The 20,601-nt window shown below is 37.4% G+C and carries 17 protein-coding genes; 10 read left to right on the plus strand and 7 right to left on the minus strand.

Going from position 1 to position 20,601, the window contains the following annotated elements:
* Positions 1 to 92: 92 nt before the first annotated feature.
* The 3 genes from AC4CVF_RS11890 to AC4CVF_RS11900 all read left to right on the plus strand — a co-directional run bounded on the left by AC4CVF_RS11890 (position 93) and on the right by AC4CVF_RS11900 (position 2,157).
* Positions 93 to 623, plus strand: a complete 531-nt coding sequence (locus AC4CVF_RS11890; protein WP_419328971.1) for a GNAT family N-acetyltransferase — start codon at positions 93 to 95, stop codon at positions 621 to 623.
* A 349-nt stretch (positions 624 to 972) separates the two neighbouring features.
* A complete protein-coding gene (gene fdxA / locus AC4CVF_RS11895; RefSeq protein ID WP_004721686.1) occupies positions 973 to 1,296 on the plus strand; it encodes a ferredoxin FdxA in 324 nt (107 codons plus the stop codon).
* A gap of 141 nt (positions 1,297 to 1,437) precedes the next feature.
* Positions 1,438 to 2,157 carry a D-Ala-D-Ala carboxypeptidase family metallohydrolase gene (locus AC4CVF_RS11900; protein WP_004721687.1) on the plus strand — a complete coding sequence of 240 codons (720 nt, stop codon included), beginning with the start codon at positions 1,438 to 1,440 and terminating at the stop codon, positions 2,155 to 2,157.
* 501 nt (positions 2,158 to 2,658) lie between these two features.
* On the opposite strand, the gene AC4CVF_RS11905 is transcribed toward AC4CVF_RS11900, so the two are convergent.
* Positions 2,659 to 4,191, minus strand: a complete 1,533-nt coding sequence (locus AC4CVF_RS11905; RefSeq protein ID WP_490789510.1) for a pyridoxal phosphate-dependent decarboxylase family protein — start codon at positions 4,189 to 4,191, stop codon at positions 2,659 to 2,661.
* 3 nt (positions 4,192 to 4,194) lie between these two features.
* Positions 4,195 to 5,568: a diaminobutyrate--2-oxoglutarate transaminase gene (locus tag AC4CVF_RS11910; protein ID WP_004721690.1), complete on the minus strand. Its 1,374-nt coding sequence runs from the start codon at positions 5,566 to 5,568 to the stop codon at positions 4,195 to 4,197.
* Between the two features lie 499 nt (positions 5,569 to 6,067).
* Here AC4CVF_RS11910 and AC4CVF_RS11915 point away from each other — a divergent pair, with 499 nt between their 5' ends.
* The 4 genes from AC4CVF_RS11915 (at position 6,068) to AC4CVF_RS11930 (ending at position 11,650) form a co-directional block, all read left to right on the plus strand.
* Positions 6,068 to 6,775, plus strand: coding sequence for an SIMPL domain-containing protein (locus AC4CVF_RS11915; protein WP_419328963.1), 708 nt, complete (start codon positions 6,068 to 6,070; stop codon positions 6,773 to 6,775).
* Between the two features lie 265 nt (positions 6,776 to 7,040).
* Positions 7,041 to 9,245: a TonB-dependent receptor family protein gene (locus AC4CVF_RS11920; RefSeq protein ID WP_490789511.1), complete on the plus strand. Its 2,205-nt coding sequence runs from the start codon at positions 7,041 to 7,043 to the stop codon at positions 9,243 to 9,245.
* A 139-nt stretch (positions 9,246 to 9,384) separates the two neighbouring features.
* Complete coding sequence (locus AC4CVF_RS11925) at positions 9,385 to 10,155, plus strand: sulfite exporter TauE/SafE family protein (RefSeq protein WP_336954166.1); 771 nt, start codon at positions 9,385 to 9,387, stop codon at positions 10,153 to 10,155.
* Positions 10,156 to 10,669: 514 nt separating this feature from the next.
* Positions 10,670 to 11,650 carry an IS110 family RNA-guided transposase gene (locus AC4CVF_RS11930; protein WP_483770084.1) on the plus strand — a complete coding sequence of 327 codons (981 nt, stop codon included), beginning with the start codon at positions 10,670 to 10,672 and terminating at the stop codon, positions 11,648 to 11,650.
* A 276-nt stretch (positions 11,651 to 11,926) separates the two neighbouring features.
* Here the strand turns inward: AC4CVF_RS11930 and AC4CVF_RS11935 are convergent, their stop codons facing one another.
* The 4 genes from AC4CVF_RS11935 to AC4CVF_RS11950 all read right to left on the minus strand — a co-directional run bounded on the left by AC4CVF_RS11935 (position 11,927) and on the right by AC4CVF_RS11950 (position 15,328).
* Complete coding sequence (locus AC4CVF_RS11935; protein ID WP_490789512.1) at positions 11,927 to 12,250, minus strand: MazG-like protein; 324 nt, start codon at positions 12,248 to 12,250, stop codon at positions 11,927 to 11,929.
* 162 nt (positions 12,251 to 12,412) lie between these two features.
* On the minus strand, positions 12,413 to 13,048 hold the full coding sequence (locus tag AC4CVF_RS11940; protein WP_490789513.1) for an SMI1/KNR4 family protein: 636 nt from the start codon (positions 13,046 to 13,048) through the stop codon (positions 12,413 to 12,415).
* A gap of 105 nt (positions 13,049 to 13,153) precedes the next feature.
* Positions 13,154 to 14,248, minus strand: coding sequence for a fatty acid desaturase family protein (locus AC4CVF_RS11945; protein ID WP_336954690.1), 1,095 nt, complete (start codon positions 14,246 to 14,248; stop codon positions 13,154 to 13,156).
* A gap of 12 nt (positions 14,249 to 14,260) precedes the next feature.
* Positions 14,261 to 15,328: a ferredoxin reductase gene (locus tag AC4CVF_RS11950; RefSeq protein ID WP_419360289.1), complete on the minus strand. Its 1,068-nt coding sequence runs from the start codon at positions 15,326 to 15,328 to the stop codon at positions 14,261 to 14,263.
* A 142-nt stretch (positions 15,329 to 15,470) separates the two neighbouring features.
* Between AC4CVF_RS11950 and fabR the strand changes: the two genes are divergently transcribed.
* The 3 genes from fabR to AC4CVF_RS11965 all read left to right on the plus strand — a co-directional run bounded on the left by fabR (position 15,471) and on the right by AC4CVF_RS11965 (position 18,316).
* The gene (gene fabR / locus AC4CVF_RS11955) at positions 15,471 to 16,166 is read left to right on the plus strand and encodes an HTH-type transcriptional repressor FabR (protein WP_004721706.1); all 696 of its coding nucleotides are present in this window, start codon (positions 15,471 to 15,473) and stop codon (positions 16,164 to 16,166) included.
* 44 nt (positions 16,167 to 16,210) lie between these two features.
* The gene (gene dapB, locus AC4CVF_RS11960; RefSeq protein WP_483770085.1) at positions 16,211 to 17,041 is read left to right on the plus strand and encodes a 4-hydroxy-tetrahydrodipicolinate reductase; all 831 of its coding nucleotides are present in this window, start codon (positions 16,211 to 16,213) and stop codon (positions 17,039 to 17,041) included.
* A gap of 258 nt (positions 17,042 to 17,299) precedes the next feature.
* A complete protein-coding gene (locus tag AC4CVF_RS11965) occupies positions 17,300 to 18,316 on the plus strand; it encodes an AI-2E family transporter (protein ID WP_096733677.1) in 1,017 nt (338 codons plus the stop codon).
* A gap of 145 nt (positions 18,317 to 18,461) precedes the next feature.
* Here AC4CVF_RS11965 and AC4CVF_RS11970 read toward each other — a convergent pair whose 3' ends face one another.
* On the minus strand, positions 18,462 to 20,156 hold the full coding sequence (locus AC4CVF_RS11970; protein WP_336954694.1) for an AMP-binding protein: 1,695 nt from the start codon (positions 20,154 to 20,156) through the stop codon (positions 18,462 to 18,464).
* Between the last annotated feature and the right edge of the window lie 445 nt (positions 20,157 to 20,601).

Consider the following 20,601-nt stretch of genomic DNA (forward strand, 5'->3'; position numbering starts at 1 on the left):
GTCTATTGATCTTTAAATACCAATCTAGACGATAATTAAAAGCACTTCATACTAGGTGATTGAGTGCTAAGTTTTAGGAGAATAATATCAATATTTCACTCAAGCCCCTGCAGCTTTCTGACATAGACTTCATTTGGAAGCACATTGATCGTCGTGAATTAATCACTCAAATGTATCTACAACAAAAGCAAAAATTACATTTAGTCGATTGTTTTTATGATGTGCAAAGTTGGGATGAATATCATTTAGCAAATGATCCCCCTGTATTAAAGCAACATCTTATTCAAGGTGGGCTATGTGTGGGTGCATTCAATCAATTGAATAGATTAATTGGTGTCCAACTGGTATCTAATCAAGTCATCGCAGATTATCCAGAAGCAAAGCTATTACAGTATTTTTATGTTGATGCAAATCATCAAGGCCTTGGTCTTGGTACACAGCTGATGCATTCAGCGATAAAATCAGCCGATCAACTTGGTGCAAAACAATTATATATTTCAGCAACACCAACCCAGCGCACTGTCGACTTTTATCTTAAACAAGGCGCGCTTGTCTTAGAAAAACCTGATCAGCAGTTATTGGAATTAGAACCTGAAGATATTCATCTTATCTATACGTTGTGATGACATTACTGATCCTGAAAATACAGTTCCAAATAATTCTAAAAATGATAGCTGACTAAAAAAACAACACATAAAAGTAATTACCCCATTTCACTTATGTGATTTAGTCTCATATTTATGTTCTTTTTTGAATATGTTTAGCATTTTTTCACCTATGGCGACATCAAAATAATAGCGCCTATTTTTAAAAATGTATAATTCATCACAAGTTAGAAGAATTTTCTATAAAAAAAATTGATTTAGCAGGTTCTTCTATATTAAATATCAATAAAAGCAATTGTTAGTTTGCGACGTTTTCCCTAAAATACAGCATTATTAATTAGAACCATATTTTTAGGTAGCTGACGCCATGACCTTTGTTGTCACTGAAAATTGTATTAAGTGTAAATATCAAGACTGCGTAGAAGTATGTCCAGTAGACTGTTTTTATGAAGGTCCAAATTTCCTAGTCATTAGTCCAGACGAATGTATTGACTGTGCGCTATGTGAACCTGAGTGTCCTGCAAATGCAATTTTCTCTGAAGATGAACTCCCTGAAGGTCAAGAAGTATTTATTGAATTAAATGCTGAACTTGCTCAAAAATGGCCAAACATTACTCAAATCGGTGATCAACCTGAGGATCGTGAAGAGTGGAATGGTAAAGCCGATAAATTACAATACTTAGAAAAATAAGTATTGTATAAAAAAGATCAGCTTAGGCTGATCTTTTTGCATTTTAATATGTAAATTGTACATTTATTTGCAATTTATCCATATTACACGCACCAAACTAGACTAAAATAACCCGTTACTTGCTTTTAGCTAATATTGAGAATGAAATTTATTTTGAAAGGTTTACTTGCTGTCGGTGTTACTACAATGATTCTGGCTGGATGTACATCTTCCCCTCAAAAGAATCCAACAATTAGCACGTCGCATGGTCAGCGTATTTACATTCCCGAAGAAAAAATTACGATTGAGCGACCAATTCCTCCTAAAACGATGCCTTCATCTTATCGCCAATGGTTGATCTATGGAGACAATCAGTCACGTGCACGTGATTATGAACGTTTCCTTGAACAAAATAATGCTGGAAATATTATTCCTAGTTTCGAGTTATTTAAAACTGCGCGTGATTGGGACAAGTGTGGTAAGTCTGAATATATGATTCCAAGCCGTGAGCTTTGGAGTAATCAATTACCGACATTAAAAGTATTTAAATACTTGGTTGCATCTAAAGTTCTGACTGATTTTACCGTAACCTCGGTATATCGAGACTTACCTTTAAACCAATGTGCGGGTGGTGCTGGATCTTCACGTCACTTATTCAATTCAGCCATTGATTTCCGTATTGGGCCGGAAAATCCGCAACCTCAAGATTATGCGTATATTGAACATACAAAATTCAAATTATGTCAGTTCTGGTCGCAGTATGGCCAAAGTTTAAACATGGGCTTAGGCTTATATGCTTCAGGACAAATCCATATTGATACTCAAGGTTATCGTACTTGGGGACCTGATCTTACCCGTAATAGCTCAATGTGTAATTTTTAACGCCCCATACTCAATAAAAGAGATCGATGAGATCTCTTTTTTATGAACAAGCATTTGATCATAAATAAAGCTTATGTTTCTGTATGAACTTTAAAAACTAGGTTATCAATTCGTTTTTTTTTCTTTTGGATTCTAGATGGTTATCCTACCGTGGGGCGACATGGATGTCGCCGTTGGGTGGAGGTACAGGATGTACCTCTCACCCAACAAAAGATTTTTGTCATCTTTTCATCTCTGAAAAGTGAGGTATCGCCTACGCAAAGGTATTTAAACTTTGAATGTAAGATGTAGCATTGCAAGCTTATTTATAAGCAAATAATTCATTCTTACAGGCAATTGATTTAATTAAAAGAGATTATATTCTTGCTTCTAAGTTTTTGACAGATTGACTATATTTTAGATCAAAACACCCTTAAATAAAAAACGCCCAATGAAATACATTGGGCGTTTTTTTAAATAAAATCAATCAATTTCAAGCATCAAAATCAACTGGATATCAATCTAGTCAATTGCAGGCGTATAAGTACCATCAGCAATCGCATCTTTAATTCGGTCAGCTTCTTCTAACACCAAGGCAAGAAGATTCTTAACGTTTTCTAAAGTTGCAACTGGACTTAAAGTCGTCATTTTCAAAGATTGAAGCTGTCCAACTTTAGTTACACCGATATTGGCTTCACCGCGCGCAAATAATTCATCTGCAACGTTTTGGTTCAAAGTATCAAGCAATTCAACTGGATAATTATCAGGTATTACACGGAATAATACCGATGCAAATTGTGGATCAACCAGCATTTCCAAGCCAGCAGTAGCATTAATGTAATCTGCTACTTCACGAGTTAGCTTAACGCCATGGTCAATCATTGAACCATAAAGCTCTTCACCTAGATTTTCAATCGTCATCCACAATTTCAACGCATCAAAACGACGTGTAGTTTGTAGAGATTTAGACACTAGATTCGGTACACCATGTTCTTCATCATAAGCAGAATTTAAATATTCAGCTTCATAATGCATGAAACGATAGTTTGCTTCATCTTTCAACAAGAAAGCACCACATGAAATACTTTGGAAATAATGCTTATGGAAATCCAATGTAATCGAATCAGACAATTCAATACCATCAAGCATTGAACGGTAGTCATTCGATAAGATCAGTGCACCACCCCATGCTGCATCGATATGCATCCACGCGCCGTATTTATTGGTGATTTCACGCACTTTCTTCAATGGATCAATCGCACCAGCGTCGGTTGTCCCAGCAGTCGCAACAACACAAGCAACAATTTTGCCTTCAGCCTGTAAATGCGCCATGGTTTTTTCTAGCGCATCAACATCCATCTGTGCATTTTCATTGACTGGAACAGTCACAACTGACTGGAAGCCCATGCCCATCATCGCCATGTTCTTTTGTACAGAAAAATGTGCATTTTCAGAACAGATCACTTTGACATTACGCATGGCGTCATTTGGAACACCATCACGTTGCACAGACCAAGGCAGACCATTTTCGTCTTTCCAGTTCTTGGCAATACACCAGTCACGTGCTAACAATACACCCATCAAGTTAGATTGGGTACCGCCAGAAGTGAATACACCTGCCTGACCTGCACCATAACCTACTTTTTGACGCAGCCAGTCGATCAATTGAACTTCCATCAAAGAACCTGCTGGGCTTTGATCCCATGAGTCCATTGATTGGTTAGTCGCATTGATCAATACTTCAGCAATTTGACTTGTCACCATAGTTGGGCAATGCAAATGTGCCAAAGAGTGCGGATGATGTACTTTTAGACTTTTGTTCAGGAAAAGCTCAACCATACGCTCAAGCGATTGGTGTAAACCTAGACCTTGTTTAGATGGTGCAAAAGAAATCGCTTCACGAAGTTCTTTAATGCTCCCACCTGTGTACATTTTGTCATTTTGCAACCATGCTGCGACCGCTTTAGTCGCCTCACCCATTGCTGACTCATAGTCAGCAATAGATTGAGCATCATTGCAGAGTAACGCTTTACGATGTTCTGCAAAATCTACCATGAATTAAGCGCCTCGAACTGCAATAAGAGCCTCTGCAACTGCTTTCTTAAAGCGCGCAATAGCTTCTTCACATTCTTCTTGGGTAATGATCAATGGGCAAAGTAAACGAATCACTGTACCGCTACGGCCGCCCTTTTCTAACAATAATTTATTGTTAAAACATGCTGTTTGAATTGCAGCAGCCAATTGTGAATCCGCAGGAAGAGAACCCATATGATCCGCTTGCTTACGTTCATCCACAATTTCGATACCGATCATTAAACCGCGACCACGAACATTACCAATACATGGGAATTCTTGCGCTAATTTTTTCAATTCAGCTTGTAAGAAATCACCACGTTGTTGCGCATTTTGTGCAAGATTTTGCTCTTTAATGGTATTGATCGTTGCAAGACCAGTACCCATTGCAAGTTGGTTACCACGGAAAGTCCCTGTGTGACCTGCAGGTTGCCAAGCATCGAACTTCCGTTTAATACCCAAAACAGCCAATGGTAAGCTACCACCCACTGCTTTTGACATCACCACAACATCAGGTTCAATACCAGCATGTTCAAAAGCAAACATTTTGCCTGAACGTGCAAAGCCCGCTTGAACTTCATCCAAAATCAAAACAATGTTATGACGCTCAGTCACTTCACGGATTTTTTGCAACCATTTCGCTGGTGCAGTAACCACACCGCCTTCACCTTGAATTGCTTCAAGAATCACAGCTGCAGGTTTAGTTACTCCGCTTTCGACATCTTCAATGAAGTTTTCGAAATAATAAGTTAAGGCATCAACACCTGCTTCACCGCCAACACCCAATGGGCAACGGTATTCATGCGGGTATGGCATAAATTGTACGCCTGGCATTAAGCCATTTACCGCATTTTTAGCAGATAAATTACCTGTCATCGCTAACGCGCCATGAGTCATCCCGTGGTAACCGCCAGAGAAACTGATAACTGTATTGCGACCTGTATAGGTTTTCGCCAATTTAATCGCTGCTTCTGTACCATCTGCACCAGATGGGCCACAGAACTGTAAGCAATACTCTTCTTGCCCACCCGGAAGTTGTGCAAGCAGTGCTTCAGTGAAAGCATCTTTTAAAGGCGTTGTTAAATCTAAAGTATGTAAAGGGAGACCACTCGCTAAAGTGTCTTGAATACTTTTAATCACCGCAGGATGGTTATGGCCTAATGCCAATGTTCCTGCCCCAGCTAAACAATCGAGGTACTTTGTACCTTCAACATCGGTAACCCAACAACCATGTGCTTCCGCTATCGCTAACGGTAATTTACGTGGATAACTACGAACATTCGATTCCATCTGACTTTGGCGAGTCAAGTAGTATTCGTTTGTGGAAGTGGCAGCAGGATTTACAGAAGTAACGCTCATATCGAATTACCATCTCTGATATGGGTTGAAAGAAATAAGTCGGGTGACTTGTGGTCCTTTGACTCGGTGCTTTATAGAAATCTAGTTAGAGTGCTTTTAATCTTCATAACTAGGAGCGCGATAATACAGTTTTTTACAAGAAAATAAATATCTTTTATGTACTTATCCACACTCCATTTATCGAAAAAAACATTTAGCTAAATCTAATTAGTTATTATCATCATACTATGTGACAAAGCAAAGAAAAGCCGATAATTAAAATGAATTTCTAAATCTAGCTCAATTCCACAAATTTCCATTACAACGAAACTCGATAAGCTTTTAATTTTTAAAAAATTTTAAACAAAATAAAATTGCAATTTATATGCAAATTATTACAAATGCACCACAAAATCTGCCATAGTTTTCCGCAAACCAGATTTATGATTAAAAACAGATTCAATTTAAACAATATATCTTTAGGTCATAAATTTTAGTCAAACAATTTTAAGGATTCATTATGCGTTATTTAGCGTTAACTACTTTACTCTTGGGAACTACACTGAGCACAATGGCGATGGCAGCAGAAAATGACCCGTTAAATTACAATATTGTCAATGTTCAAGCAGATGCGACACGTCAAGTGTCTAATGATGAAATGCATGCAGTACTTTTTATTGAGAAAAACAACAAGCAACCTGCTGAGTTATCTTCTCAAATAACCCAATTAATGAATCAAGCCATTAGCATTTCAAAAAAGTATCCACAAGTTAAAGTCGAAACAGGCTCACAAACTACTTACCCAGTTTACGACAATGACAATCAAAAACTGAAAGAATGGCGTGGTCGTGCAGAAATTCAAATTGAAAGTAAAGATTTTAAAGCAGCAAGCCAGCTAATCAATGAGTTGCAAAACAGCTTTCAAACACAATCAATTAATTTCACAGTGTCTGATGAACAACGTAAAAAAGTTGAAAATGAATTGATGGTTGAGGCTTCAAAGAATTTCCAACAACGTGCGCAAATTTTAACGCAAGCGTGGAATAAATCATCTTATAACTTGGTCAATATCAACATCAATACTAGCAACTCTTATCCACAACCTGTTTATGCAGCGCGTGCATCTATGGCTAAGTTTGAAGCTGCCGATGCCGTTGGTGGTCAGAATATGGCCGCTGGTGAATCAAAAATCACAGTCAATGCTAATGGTTCGATCCAGTTTAAATAAGTTTTTGATCAGGGTCTGTAGACATTTCATAAATGGCTTGCGTTGTAGACGAATTATCAACAGACCCTAATATAAAGACCGTGCTTATGCACGGTTTATTGCTATTGCGCTTTATAAATTTGCCATTGCAAAATAAAAAAGTGAATATTTGATTAAAAAATCTATTAATTTGAATTAAACAATAGTTTTAAATGATAATCATCCTGATTTAAAAATATGTTTGAAGAGATTAAGATACGCACAATTCCAAATGCCTATTTTTTTTATGAAAATTTCAAGCCAAAGAACACCTGACTTCACTCTGTTTAAACCCTCACATCTCAGCCTTGCAATTGCTGTTTCACTTAGCTTTATATCCAATGCTGCCTTTGCCGAAGACAATCAAGAAACGTCAACACAAACACTTAAAACAATCACCGTACAAGCTGAAGGAAACTGGCTTGAAGCTGCCAATGCTGAAAAAGTTCACAAGCATGCAGGTGCACGTACCATTATCGATCGCAAAAAAATGGACGAATCTGCGGTAACCTCTATCCGTGATGCGTTAAAACAAGTGCCAGGTGTTCAGGTTCAAGACAGCAATGGCACAGGGGGTAGTGATGTTTCTCTCAATCTAGGTGTCCGTGGCTTAACCTCTCGCCTATCACCTCGTTCTACAGTATTGATGGACGGTGTCCCTCTATCCTTCGCACCTTATGGTCAACCACAATTGTCTATGGCACCTGTTTCAATGGGCAATATTGAATCTGTAGACGTTGTTCGTGGCGCAGGTTCAGTCCGCTTTGGGCCTCAAAACGTGGGTGGGATTATCAACTTTAATACCCGTGCAATCCCTGAAAAACTATCAGGCTCTGTTGGTTTAACTACAGAATTCGCCACAGGTACCGATCAACTCAAGTACAGTCCAAACCTCTTTATCGGCGGTACTATGGATAATGGTTTAGGCCTTGCGCTACTTTATTCAGGAACCAAAGGAAATGGCTATCGCGAAGCCAATAACGACATAGATATCGATGACGTGATGTTAAAGTCGTCATATCAATTTACAGATGCGGATTCGATTGCACTTAGTCTGCATCACTATGAAGGCCGTGGCGAAATGCCCGAAGGCTTAACAACTGCAGATTATGCCAAAAACCCATACCAGTCGAACCAATACCGTAACTATTTTGCAGGTCGTCGTTCAGATGTTTCTGTTAAATATAGCCATAAAGATGAATTAAATAACTTTGAAATCCTTGGTTATTATGTCGATTCATTTCGTACCAGTGATCTGGAGTCTGCTGTAGAAGGTACTGCAAATAGTCGAATTAGTAACTCTCCACGTGATTATAAATATTTTGGCATTGAACCGCGTTATTCACGTGCCTACACTTTGGGCAATATGAATAATGAAGTCACGGTAGGTTATCGCTACTTGCAAGAAGACAGTTCAGAGTTTTCTGGTCGTACAGCACAATATAACACTGTTACAGGCGCACCGGGTGAACGCCTTGCCAACACGAGCAGTGAAGGTGGAACTAAAGCCCATGCTGTGTATATTGATAACCGTTTTGGTCTCGGTGCATTGACCCTTACTCCAGGTGTTCGTTTTGAGTCAATTAAAACCCATAATGATTATACCGCGTACCAAAATGGTAAATTCATAAATACGGTGCATCCAAAAATTAATTCTGATGAGTTTTTACCAAGCCTTGCAGTGCAATACAATTTCAATGAACAATGGAATGTCTTTGCTAATGCAGCGGTTTTTTTTGGTCCTCAGCAATATAACCAGTTGGCTAAAGTCGAAAGCAACAAAGCTATAACCACTTTAGATGGTCTCCATCCTGAAAAATCCAACAACTATGAAATCGGTACCAAATACCTAGGCAATGGTTTAAATGCAGAATTTACAGTGTTCTATTTAGACTTTGATAAAGAATTATTACTTGAACGCCCTGATAATATTGGTACGGGCATATGGACCAATCTAGGTGCAACCAGTCATAAAGGAGTAGAGCTTGGTCTCAGTTATGACTTTGGTAATCTCTACGACTCGCTGCAAGGCTTAAAAGTCTACAGTAACTATACATTTACCAAAGCAGTGTCTGAGGCAGGTAAATTTGATGGTAAGGACTTACCTTATTATTCAAGACATGTTGGAAATTTAGGCCTTGGTTATAGCTTTGACAAATGGTCTGTCAATGCTGATATGTTTGCTCAATCTAAACAACATGCGCCGGGTTCAGGCAATGTTTACCAAACTGTTGAAACAGCAGATGGCCGTAATGGTGATATCCCTGGTTATTCAACTTTTGCGGTACGTACAGCTTATGATTTTGGTCAAGATTTTTACGGTTTAAAAGTGGCAGGCGGGATTAAAAACCTATTTGATCAAGAATATTTTACTCGTTCCTCTGACTCTACAGGTGGTAAATATGTAGGACAGCCGCGTACTTTCTATCTACAAACGTCTGTTGATTTCTAATTTTTGAAAAACGTGTAAATTTACAAAGCATTTAAAACGAAAGCGCTAATCTCATAGATTGAGATTAGCGCTTTTTAATTACTTTTATTTGAATATATTCTATGATTATTCTCTTAAATAACAGTTAGAACAATCTGTAATGGAATACGAGACAATACTTCTGAGTTTAGGCTTCTTCGCTTTTTGTGCTGGTTTAATTGATGCTGCGGTGGGTGGAGGTGGATTAGTTCTACTCCCAGCGCTAATGCATGCCTTTCCCAATCAAAGTCTCGCCACAGTTTTTGGAACCAATAAAATCATTGCCATGGCAGGTACTGTATCTTCTGCATTTGCTTACTTTAAGAAAGTTACGATCAATTGGAAACTTATACTACCGACAATGTTAGCAGCATTTATATTTTCTTTTTTAGGTGCAATGTCCGTTTCGTTGATTCCTAAAGAGTTGATGCGTTATATCGTATTCTTTTTACTTATCTTGATTGCAATCTACACCTTTGCCAAAAAAGACTTAGGTAAAATCCATACTGTTTTACAGACGGGTAAGAAAGAAATTGCGTTAGGTTTATTTTTTGGCGCCTTAATTGGATTTTATGATGGAATTTTTGGCCCAGGGACCGGCAGTTTTTTGCTCTTTCTGTTTGTGAAAGTATTTGCTTTTGATTTTTTAAATGCTTCTGCATCTGCAAAATTGGTCAATGTCGCCACTAATATTTCTGCCATGTTCTTCTTTATTCCTTCTGGTCATATTTTATGGATGGCAGGCATCATTTTAGCAGTTTGCAATGTTTTAGGCTCTCTTGCGGGTACTGCTTTAGCATTTAAATATGGAAGTGGTTTTATTCGTATTTTCTTTTTAATTCTACTGGTATTTTTAATTAGTCGCATGGGCTATGACTTATTTATCAATTAGTCATTCATACTAAATATACAAATTGAAAGAAGCCCGCCAAAATTCTATAGTTAAACCACCTAATTATTCATAGAATTAATTTTAATCAATTCATTGAGCATAAATAAAGCTTATGTTTTTGTATGAACTTATGGAAGCTATTGGTTATCAATTCGTTTTTCGTACTTTTGAATAAAAGATGGTTGTCCTACCGTGCGGCGACATGGATGTCGCCGTTGGGCGGGGGTATATGAGCAAAAATAAAGCACTGCTTTGTTTGCAGCGCAAGAGCCCTGTTAAACGAAAGATTTTTGTCATCTTGTATCTTGTTCTTTGTAGTGATTAGCTATCACTACACGTAAATTGTAGAGTTTGGTTTGTCATCAAAACTTCGAGTTTCCTGAAAAGATTAAACCTACAATTTACACCTAACCACTGACATAAATCTGGACGGTAACTAAGCACTTTGATGCTGCATTCACAAGAAAAGACTGTGGTTTTTTAATATTAATTCAATCAATAATTAGGTGAAGCTATGTTTTATCTTGGCATTGATGTTTCTAAAGCTAAATTCGATTGTTGTTTATTTCTTGATGACTCTAGTGGAAAAATAAAAACTAAATGCTTTTCCAATAGCAATAAAGGATTTCATCAATTGTTATCATGGTTAAATCGTTTTGGTCTTGTTGCTGAAGAAACTAGAGCCTTAATGGAAGCAACATCCGTCTATCATGAAATGTTAGCTCAATTTTTATTTGATTTAAAATTTCAAGTTTGTGTGGCTAACCCAGCCCGTACTCGATATTTTGCTCAAAGTATCTCTAAGCTTAATAAAACTGACAAAATCGATAGTGAAGTATTGGCGCGATTTGCAATGACTGTAGATTTACATTTATGGCAACCCACTCCTGATAATATCCGATTGCTCAATGCTTTATTAGATAGAAGGTCAAGTCTTGCGAACGACTTAAAACGTGAACAAAATCGTTTGGAAAAAGCAAACTCCACTCTAATAGTTGTACCAATTTTAAAGTCTATTAAGACTAATATTAAATCATTAACTCGGCAAATTCAGAATCTAGATACACAAATTCAAAACCATATTGATCAAGACCATGAGCTTAAACGTGATCAAAAGCTTCTTGAAAGCATTCCAGCAATTGCTGAGCGTACCAGTTTATTAATGCTTGTTTTTTTACGTGCTCATTCTTTTGAAAAAGCAAGCCAAGCTGCTGCATTTGTGGGTTTAGTTCCCATTCATAGACAATCTGGTAGTTCTGTGCTTGGAAAAAGTCGCTTATCTAAAGCCGGTTCACCTAAAATTCGATCGGGTTTATATATGGCTGCCATTGTTGCAACTCGGTACAATCCTCACATTAAAGAGTTGAGCGAACGGCTCTTAGCGAAAGGGAAAACTAAAATGGTAGCGATTGCTGCTGCTATGCGAAAGTTAATTCATCTTTGCTATGGTGTTCTTAAAAACCAACAACCTTATCAGGCAAATTATAAGGCATGAATCCTTAAATAATTTGCTTGACAGTTAAGACGGTATCTTTTCATCTCTGAAAAGTGAGGCATCGCCTTCGCAAAGGGATTTAAACTTTTATTGTAAGGTGTGGCATTGCAAGCTTTTTATAATCAAACAATTTATTTTTCCATGCAATTGATTTAATTTAAAATATTAATTAAGAAGAATTATATTCTTGTGTCTGAGTTTTTGACAGGTTGACTATATAATTAATGATCAAATGCTTGGTCATAAAAAATGTTCAATAAACATTTTTCCAAAAATTTAAATCTTTTCAGCTTTATCTAAAAAGTATTGTGTGGCTTCAGTTAAATCCATATCTAATTCATTGGCAATAATGGCTAACCACCAGACACATTCACCTAACTTATGCTGCAACTCTTGCTGAGCATCGCCTTTGTGTAACCACTTCCCCGTCTGCGCCATCACTAATCTCCCAACCAATCCAGCATCAGATAAAAATGCCAACGCATCCTCTTGCACTGTCCATTCAGCATGATGATTTATTCGCTCTAGCTCATGATAACGTTCTCTGATTTTTACTGAACGTGCTACAACCTCACCAACCGTTATTTTATGATCCATCATTTTGCTCGTTTAAAAATTAGAGCTTACTTGATTTTGTAAAATTGATTCGATTAGAAATGTAATGCGTTCAAAATTGAGTGTGTAGCAATAATCGCCATTGATACACTTTTTACTAGTAAAGCTTTCAAACATAATTTTATAAAATGATTTTTCTAAAAAAAGCTAAGTAAAATCAGGACGCGCCCAGCGTTCACTCATATGCCAATTGACCAGATCAATAGCTGCATCACTTTCTAAAAACTCATTTTCATCTTCTAAAGCATCTTTATTCAACTGATATAAGTCATTGTCTAAATCATCTGAAAATTGTTGAAGAAAATTGGTAATCGAGTTAGCGACCAAAATCCCAACATCATATTCATGATCAATAAAGATCACTTGTCCAATTTGACCTACGGCGGTGGGTACTAAATCCACATACAAACCTGTTCGCCCACCATCGTGCGCAAACAGAACCCAATCTCGATGGTGGGCATTGGTTGGATTGATTTGTGGGTCAGCATGTTGAAGTACAAACAACTCATCAACGAGATCTGCAAGATCGTCGCGTTTAGTTTCAATATTAGTGAGTGATAAAAATTCCATGCCATAAAATAAACTGCCTAAATTTTCCTCTTCATTCATCCCATTATGCCAACAGTACAACTGTTTAAAATCATCAGGTAAGTGTTTAGAAAGCCTTTGTTCAAATTGTTCTATATCAGCAATACTTGCCGCGGGATTAAGTGATTGATTTGCAATCTTTGCCGCATGTTGCACTAACCAATTTTGTATATTTTCTAATTGTTTTTGAATCATGTTCTTCTCATTAACCCTAGTAACAGTCAAATAAACTTTACTGAAAAACCCAATCATTAACAATAAAAAAGCCACTTAAAAGTGGCTTTGGCTTTAGTAAATCAACTACTTTTTAAATGGAAATGCATATTTCACAATACGTCCAAGGACTTGACCATACTGCTTAAACAAACTTGCATTGTTGTAGTTTAAGCCATACTTTTTACATACCGCTTCAACTTTGGGCGCCATTTTACGATAGCGACGAGCAGGTACTTCAGGGAATAAATGATGCTCGATTTGATGACTCAAATGTCCCGTCAAAATATGAAATGCTTCTGAACCGGTTAAATTCGAAGAACCGCGAATCTGGCGCATATACCAATGTCCACGACTTTCATCCTGTAAAACAGTTTTAGGGAACACTTCGACATCTTTGGTAAAGTGGCCACAGAAAATGATACTAAATGTCCAAATATTACGGATACCATTGGCGACTAAATTACCTGTAAATACAGGTAAAGCTGCGGGGCCAGCAATCAGAGGGAAGAACAGATAATCTTTAAAAAATTGTCTACCAATTTTCTTCTGGGTCGGCTTCCACTCTTCTTTAAACTGCGCCCAAGTTTTGCGTTTATAAACCAATTTACCAATTTCAAGATTTTGAATCGCAACGCCCCATTGGAACAATAGACAGAACGGAATTGCATATAAAGGCTGCAATAAAAAACCCGGTTTCCAGCGTTGTTCTGGGAATAAACGCAATAAACCATAGCCGATATCATCATCCATCCCTTTGATATTGGTATAGGTATGATGCTTATAATTATGGGTCTGGCGCCAGTTGTCAGAGGTTCCAACAATGTCCCATTCGTAAGTTGTACCTTTAAAGCGTGGATCATTCATCCAATCATATTGCCCATGCATAACATTATGACCGAGTTCCATGTTTTCCATGATCTTGGCAAAGCTCAGTAAGCCTGTACCAAGTAACCATGCAGGTGGAAACCAACCCGCAAATAAGCATGCTCGGCCTAAAATACTGCTATAACGAATCGCGGCATATACTTTTTTGATATATTTGGCATCTTTTTCGCCAATATCATCTAACACTTCTTGCTTAATTGCATCCAACTCACGCGCTAAAGCATCCAGCTCAGTCTGGGTCAGTTCACGGTTTTTGGTGTTTTTAAAATATTGAATTTTAACTGGCATATTCATGATAAAACTCGCTTAAAGATCAATAACTAAATCAGTTTTGGCAGTATTCACACAAATTCTCAGTAAATTATTCGGTTCAAAATTTTCTTGACCATTGACTAAGTTTTTTGTGGCACCCTGTGCTTTATTACACGCGCATTTATTGCAAATCCCCATTCTGCAACCATGTTCTGGTTTGATATTTTGTTGTTCTAAGCCAACTAAAATGGCTTGACCTTTAGGGATTACAACCACTTTATTGGATTTGGTTAAAGTGACATTGATAAAGCCTGTGTCATCAGAAATCGCTGGACTTAGACTAAATGCTTCGCTTTTAAGTACTTTGGCCTGTTGAAACAATTGTTCAGCTGTTGCCACAAAACCTGAAGGGCCACATACATACACTGTGCTTTGCTCAAGATTTTTAATAATATGTAAATATTCATTATTTAAACGTGCATCCGCAGGTACTTCTTGGGTATAAAATACATCAAATTTAAAATCGGGATGTTGTTGGGCTAATTGCTCAAACTGTTGTTTAAAGGCAACGTCTGCATTTTTTTTAACCCAATACATTAAATGTACTGGTTGACGATCAAGCTGCTGGTTCGCTGCCAATGCCTGAATCAAACTATACATCGGTGTAATACCGCTGCCCGCAGCGACCAGAATCAATGGACTGACAACTTGAGGCAATAACATATCACCATAAGGTCGGCCAAATTCAATCACCTCACCCACTTGGGCATGTTCAAATAACCAGTTACTCACAACGCCTTTTTCTACTTTTTTTGCCGTGAGTAATACATGTTGCGTATCTAATTGAGTCAGACTATAGGTACGTTCATAACGACGACCATTGATTTCGACAGTGATCGGATGATGTTGCCCTGCTAACCCCATTTCAAACAAGCGGTTAATTTTGATGGTTAAGCTGATCGTATCTGCAGCGGATTGTTCTTTTTCAACAATTTTCCCCAAAGCTTGTTGAACTGACCATAATGGATTAATTTTCTGTAGCCAAAAATTAGTCGCATTATTACCTAACACCATATCAAATATAGTGTTTACGGGAGATTTTTGCTTTTCAATAGCGTGCATACTAGGCTCACCATCTGAGTGATTTTTAATTATTATACACATGTATATATATTTGTATATACGTGTGTATTGTATCTAGACATTTCATTTATGTAATGACAAAGGCTATAATGAAAAAAATATTTTAACTATTTGATACTTTATGAATCCAACGTCCGTATTACCTCAGAACCCAGCTACCCTTCAAGATCAAATTCATGAGCTTGAAAAAGTTTCTGTACGTACTGTTGGACGCAAAGCGACTATTACTAAAGAAGAATTATTCCAAGCTGCCTTAAATCTGATTGGACCGCAAAAAAGTATTTCCTCTTTAAGTTTAAGAGAAGTTGCCCGTGAAGCTGGGATTGCGCCAAATAGTTTTTATCGTCACTTTAAAGATATTGATGAGTTGGCGATTGAACTGATTGATCGTTCAGGTGTGGTGCTCCGTCAAATTTTGCATGAAGCTCGAATTAAGGCAATCAGACAAAGCAGTATTATTCGTAGTTCAGTTGAAGTATTTATTGAACAACTCGATGCCGATGAAGGTAATTTGAGCTTACTCCTGCGTGAAGGTTATACAGGATCAAAACAATATAAACTTGCTGTAGACAAACAACTTAATTATTTCCAACAAGAACTCCAAGAAGATTTGATTCGAATAGAACGCATCAATCACAGTAAATTAACCCATCCTGATTTAGTCGCCAAAGCTATTACTCAGTTGGTATTTAATATGGGTGCCAAGGTGATTGATTTGCCGATTGCTGAACGTAAAGAAGTCGCTGAACAAACCATGGTGATGATTCGTATGTTACTCGAAGGCTCACGTCATTTAGACGAAGCGCAAATTAAATAATACCTATTCTTTCATAGCCTATTAAATACAAGTATCAGTACCCTATGATCAATCACAATCAACAAAACATTCGTGTAGGCATACTTGGTGTGACTGGTCGCATGGGACAAATGCTGGTTCAGGCCTGTCTCAATGCAGGACTAAACATTACTGTTGCTACAGCAAGAGTTGCAAGTGCAGCGATTGGTCATGAACTAGGTCAGTATCTCAATCTAGCACCATTAAATGTGCTTATTTCAGGTCGTTTGGAAGACATCATTCAGCATTGTGATGTGGTGATTGATTTCACTACAGCAAAGGCATTATCGCAACATTTAAAAATTTGCCAGCACGCTAAAAAACCGATGATTATTGGTATCACTGGTTTATCTGAGCAATTAAATCAACACATTGCTCAAGCCGCGCAAGATATTGCTATCGTTCATTCAGGCAATTATTCCATTGGCGTCAATCTCAGTGTTGATCTGGTTCGAGTTGCTGCCCAATTATTAGGTGCAGGATTTGAAGCTGAAATCATCGAAGCACACCATCGACAAAAAGTAGATGCGCCATCAGGCACTGCATTGATGTATGCAGAAGCGATTGCTCAAGTCAGAGCGCAATTGCTCAGTAATTTAGTGGTCTATCAACGCCATGCTGTGGTAGCTGAGCGAGTACCCCAACAGATCGGTTTACAAGCTATACGTGGTGGTGACATTGTTGGTGAACATAACACGATATTTTATGGTCATGGGGAACAGGTCGAAATCAAACATATTGCAAGCAATCGGATGAACTTTGCGACTGGTGCAATTCGAGCCGCAATGTGGTGTATTTCTCAACCCGCTGGCTTATATAACATGCATGACGTGATTCATTTGAACCACTCACTTTAATAGCGTTCTATGTACTATTCAATATACTGCTCAATGTACGCAGCATTGAAATTTTTCTGATCAATCTCACGATAGTGATCTTTTATCTTTATAAAGTTTTTAAAGACTTTTCACACAGTATTCAGGCCAAATATTTTCACATTGAATTAAGCTTTGTATTTAAAAATAGCTATCTCGCCGCGAGTTAGAGTGATATAAATCTAACTTGGTATTTTTATATTCCCCTATACATCAATTGTATAATTGAGCTCTATTCACATGAAACTGTTAAATGATCGTCAAAGTATTATTGCAAGTTACTTACTCATGCTGATCTTTTTGTCTTTACTGATTCCCTTGCATCTTTTAGCGTCATTTTTTGCAGGTTTTGTTGTTTTTGAAATTATCAATAGTTTAGGTAGCATTACGGAGAGATATATTGATGGTCAAAGAGCTCGCTTGACCATCAGTATTATTCTAGCCATCTTTATTATTTCTTTGATTGTGCTCAGCATCACAGGCTTAATCAGCTTTGTTCAACATGATTTGCAAGGTGCGGGAATCAATGCCATCAGTGACCAAGTCGATAAAACCTTACAAAAGCTACAACTTGAAGTGGCACAATATATTCCCGGATTTATTCCTTATTCACTCACTGAATTAAAAGATCAAACTTTTGACTTAATCAAAGATAATTTATCAACCTTAAAAAGTACCGGAACAGGCTTTTTACATAATTTAGCCACCATGTTGATTGGTATGATTGTGGGGATCCTTGTCTCATTAAACCAACTGCGCCCACAGCCGGATCAGCCAGAATTTAAACGTGCCATGATCACACGTATTGAAAATCTTTCGTCATCTTTTAAAAATGTGGTGTTTGCTCAGTTTAAAATTTCTTTAATCAATACATTTTTATTTTTGATTTTCTCTCACCTGATCCTCCCTGTTTTTGATATACATTTACCTTTTGCCAATACCTTAGTGATCCTGACTTTTATTTTTGGATTAATTCCAATTGTCGGAAACTTACTCTCCAATACTATTATTGTTATGGCAGGTTTAACCATTTCAGTATCTACCGCAGGTATCGCATTACTTTATCTAATTTTTATCCATAAACTAGAATACTTTATTAATGCCAAAATTATTGGCACAAAAATCCATGCAGCATCATGGGAAGTCTTATTGGCAATGTTAGTCTTTGAGTCGTTCTTTGGCTTAGCGGGTTTAATTGTTGCACCCATTTTCTATGCCTATATCAAGTTAGAACTTAAACAAGCCGAAATGATTTAAAGCGCAATTCACTTGTGTCATCAAGAACCCCTTCTTTTAAAGGTGTGCAGTATTAATTTGTAAAAGAAGAGAATTAAAAAGCCTGAACTGATCAACGTTACAATTCAGGCTTTTTTCCTAATAATACGAATGCAGTTAAAAACTTTTATTCCCAGACCACTTCTCGTTTCTGTTGTGCCCAAGCATCTAAAAATGGCTCATAACGACTTTCAATTTTATTACGTTTAATTTTCATCGTTGGGGTAAGTAAATCATTTTCCATGGTCCATGGTTCATTGACTACGACAAAGAAGCTGATTTTTGCATGGGGCTCAAGTTCTTCATTGATCTTCACTCTTAATGCTTTTAAGGTGTTTTCAATTTCATCTCGCTTCGGGTTCTGCTTCAGACTGTTACGAATATCTTCAGCCAACATAATAAAGGCAACTGGTTGTGGTTGGCTTGAACCACCAATACATACAGATTCAATTAATGCCTGATTGCCGATTTTTTGCTCAGTCGGAACTGGCATGATGTATTTGCCTTTGCTTGTTTTAAAAATATCTTTAATTCGACCAGTAATTTTTAACCGCCCTTCTGCATCGATCTCGCCCAAATCCCCAGTACGTAAAAATCCATCTTCGGTCATATCTTCTGCAGTTTTTTCAGGATTTTTATAATAGCCCAACATAGTTCCTGGGCTTTTTACCAGAATTTCACCATTTTCATCAATTTTACACTCCACTTTAGGTTGGGCATGCCCCACATAACCACTGGCAAACTGCCCCACACGTGTCACATGCGAATAACCACAATTTTCAGTCATACCATAGACTTCAAGTAACTCTAAACCTAAATTTCGATACCATAAAATAATATCTGTAGGTAATGGTGCAGCAGCAGTAAATGCATAACGGACATGATTTAGCCCGAGCTTGGTGAGTAATTTCTTTTTAACCAATTTACCCAACACAGGTATTTTGAATAAAATCTTTTGTATATGGAGCGGTATTTTTTCATTAACGCCCAAATAGAACTTGGTCCATAAGCGTGGTACCGAAAAGAATAGTGTGGGTTTGGCACGATTCAAATCTTCGACAAAGGTTTCAATTGAATTTGCAAAATACACGGTAAAACCGCAAACCATCAGTGAAGATTGAATAAAAATACGCTCAGCAACATGTGCAAGTGGTAAATAAGATAAGGCCCGATCAGATGTTGTCACTTGATAAGTCAATCTGAGTTCACGAGCGCCAGATAAAAGCGTCGCAAAACTTTGCATAACCCCTTTAGGTACACCAGTACTGCCAGACGTATAAACGATGGTCGCTAAATCATTTTTATTGGGTAATACTGGGTTTTCTAGTGGCGCAACAGATTGCACAATATCATTCCATTGCGGTGCGTCGAATTCAGGTGATAATGCCAAACGCACACAAGCTAAATCTTGTGGAATGATTGTTTTTACCTCATTCCAGCTATCCGCTTTACCGTCCAATTTTCCAATAAATAAGAGTTTTGCTTCACTGTGGTTGAGTACATAAGCTGAACCTTCCGCATTGAGTGTTGGATAGAGTGGGACTGAGATATGACCTGACATCCAGATCGCTAAATCTGCCATAAGCCAATGCGCACTATTTTTACCATAAATTGCGATCGCACTCTTTTCAGGCAAGTTTAAAGACTGTAAATAACTCGCCATACTGCGAACTTGTTGTGCAACTTCCGACCATGTGTAATGCACCACATTGCCATTGGCCAATGGTTGTACAAACACATCTTTTTGCGGTAATTGCTTTTCCCAATGAAGTAGATAGTGCACATGGGTATCATGAAACTCAACAAAATCCTTGTTTTCCATATCATTTCTTCCATTATTTTAAGTTTTTATCTTGGCTATAGACGGTTGCTTTCGAACTTGTCTATTTGGATACACAATACTAAATGATCAAATTACATGGGTGAGTAAACTTTATCTCTAAGGAACAAATCGAGATCAAAGTACACTATTTTAATAGCATAAAAACGGTTGCGATGTATACAACAAACTCCCTGTAAATCCTTCATTGATTATTGTTGTAAAGTAGATCTCATCCAATGATACATGGCGTTTCTATCGCGTGGTGACATTGATGCATGGTCTATAGCCCTTCATACAAGATATGACCATATAAATGGTGCAATAATAGGAATTAGTTTTTATAAATGGTTATAACTTTTACATTTAAAATCAAAAAATAAAAATAACCCAATAATTGATTATTTAAATATGCATAACATATACATCAAAAAAGCTCCCAAAGGAG

This window comes from Acinetobacter sp. LipI_19 (genome assembly GCF_058242925.1).

Excerpts from the sequence above, each read along its gene's own strand:
- fdxA (WP_004721686.1), top strand. The coding sequence starts at position 973 with ATGACCTTTGTTGTCACTGAAAATTGTATTAAGTGTAAATATCAAGAC.
- AC4CVF_RS11900 (WP_004721687.1), top strand. The coding sequence starts at position 1,438 with ATGAAATTTATTTTGAAAGGTTTACTTGCTGTCGGTGTTACTACAATG.
- AC4CVF_RS11905 (WP_490789510.1), bottom strand. The coding sequence starts at position 4,191 with ATGGTAGATTTTGCAGAACATCGTAAAGCGTTACTCTGCAATGATGCT.
- AC4CVF_RS11910 (WP_004721690.1), bottom strand. The coding sequence starts at position 5,568 with ATGAGCGTTACTTCTGTAAATCCTGCTGCCACTTCCACAAACGAATAC.
- AC4CVF_RS11915 (WP_419328963.1), top strand. The coding sequence starts at position 6,068 with ATGCGTTATTTAGCGTTAACTACTTTACTCTTGGGAACTACACTGAGC.
- AC4CVF_RS11920 (WP_490789511.1), top strand. The coding sequence starts at position 7,041 with ATGAAAATTTCAAGCCAAAGAACACCTGACTTCACTCTGTTTAAACCC.
- AC4CVF_RS11925 (WP_336954166.1), top strand. The coding sequence starts at position 9,385 with ATGGAATACGAGACAATACTTCTGAGTTTAGGCTTCTTCGCTTTTTGT.
- AC4CVF_RS11930 (WP_483770084.1), top strand. The coding sequence starts at position 10,670 with ATGTTTTATCTTGGCATTGATGTTTCTAAAGCTAAATTCGATTGTTGT.
- AC4CVF_RS11935 (WP_490789512.1), bottom strand. The coding sequence starts at position 12,250 with ATGATGGATCATAAAATAACGGTTGGTGAGGTTGTAGCACGTTCAGTA.
- AC4CVF_RS11940 (WP_490789513.1), bottom strand. The coding sequence starts at position 13,048 with ATGATTCAAAAACAATTAGAAAATATACAAAATTGGTTAGTGCAACAT.
- AC4CVF_RS11945 (WP_336954690.1), bottom strand. The coding sequence starts at position 14,248 with ATGAATATGCCAGTTAAAATTCAATATTTTAAAAACACCAAAAACCGT.
- AC4CVF_RS11950 (WP_419360289.1), bottom strand. The coding sequence starts at position 15,328 with ATGCACGCTATTGAAAAGCAAAAATCTCCCGTAAACACTATATTTGAT.
- fabR (WP_004721706.1), top strand. The coding sequence starts at position 15,471 with ATGAATCCAACGTCCGTATTACCTCAGAACCCAGCTACCCTTCAAGAT.
- dapB (WP_483770085.1), top strand. The coding sequence starts at position 16,211 with ATGATCAATCACAATCAACAAAACATTCGTGTAGGCATACTTGGTGTG.
- AC4CVF_RS11965 (WP_096733677.1), top strand. The coding sequence starts at position 17,300 with ATGAAACTGTTAAATGATCGTCAAAGTATTATTGCAAGTTACTTACTC.
- AC4CVF_RS11970 (WP_336954694.1), bottom strand. The coding sequence starts at position 20,156 with ATGGAAAACAAGGATTTTGTTGAGTTTCATGATACCCATGTGCACTAT.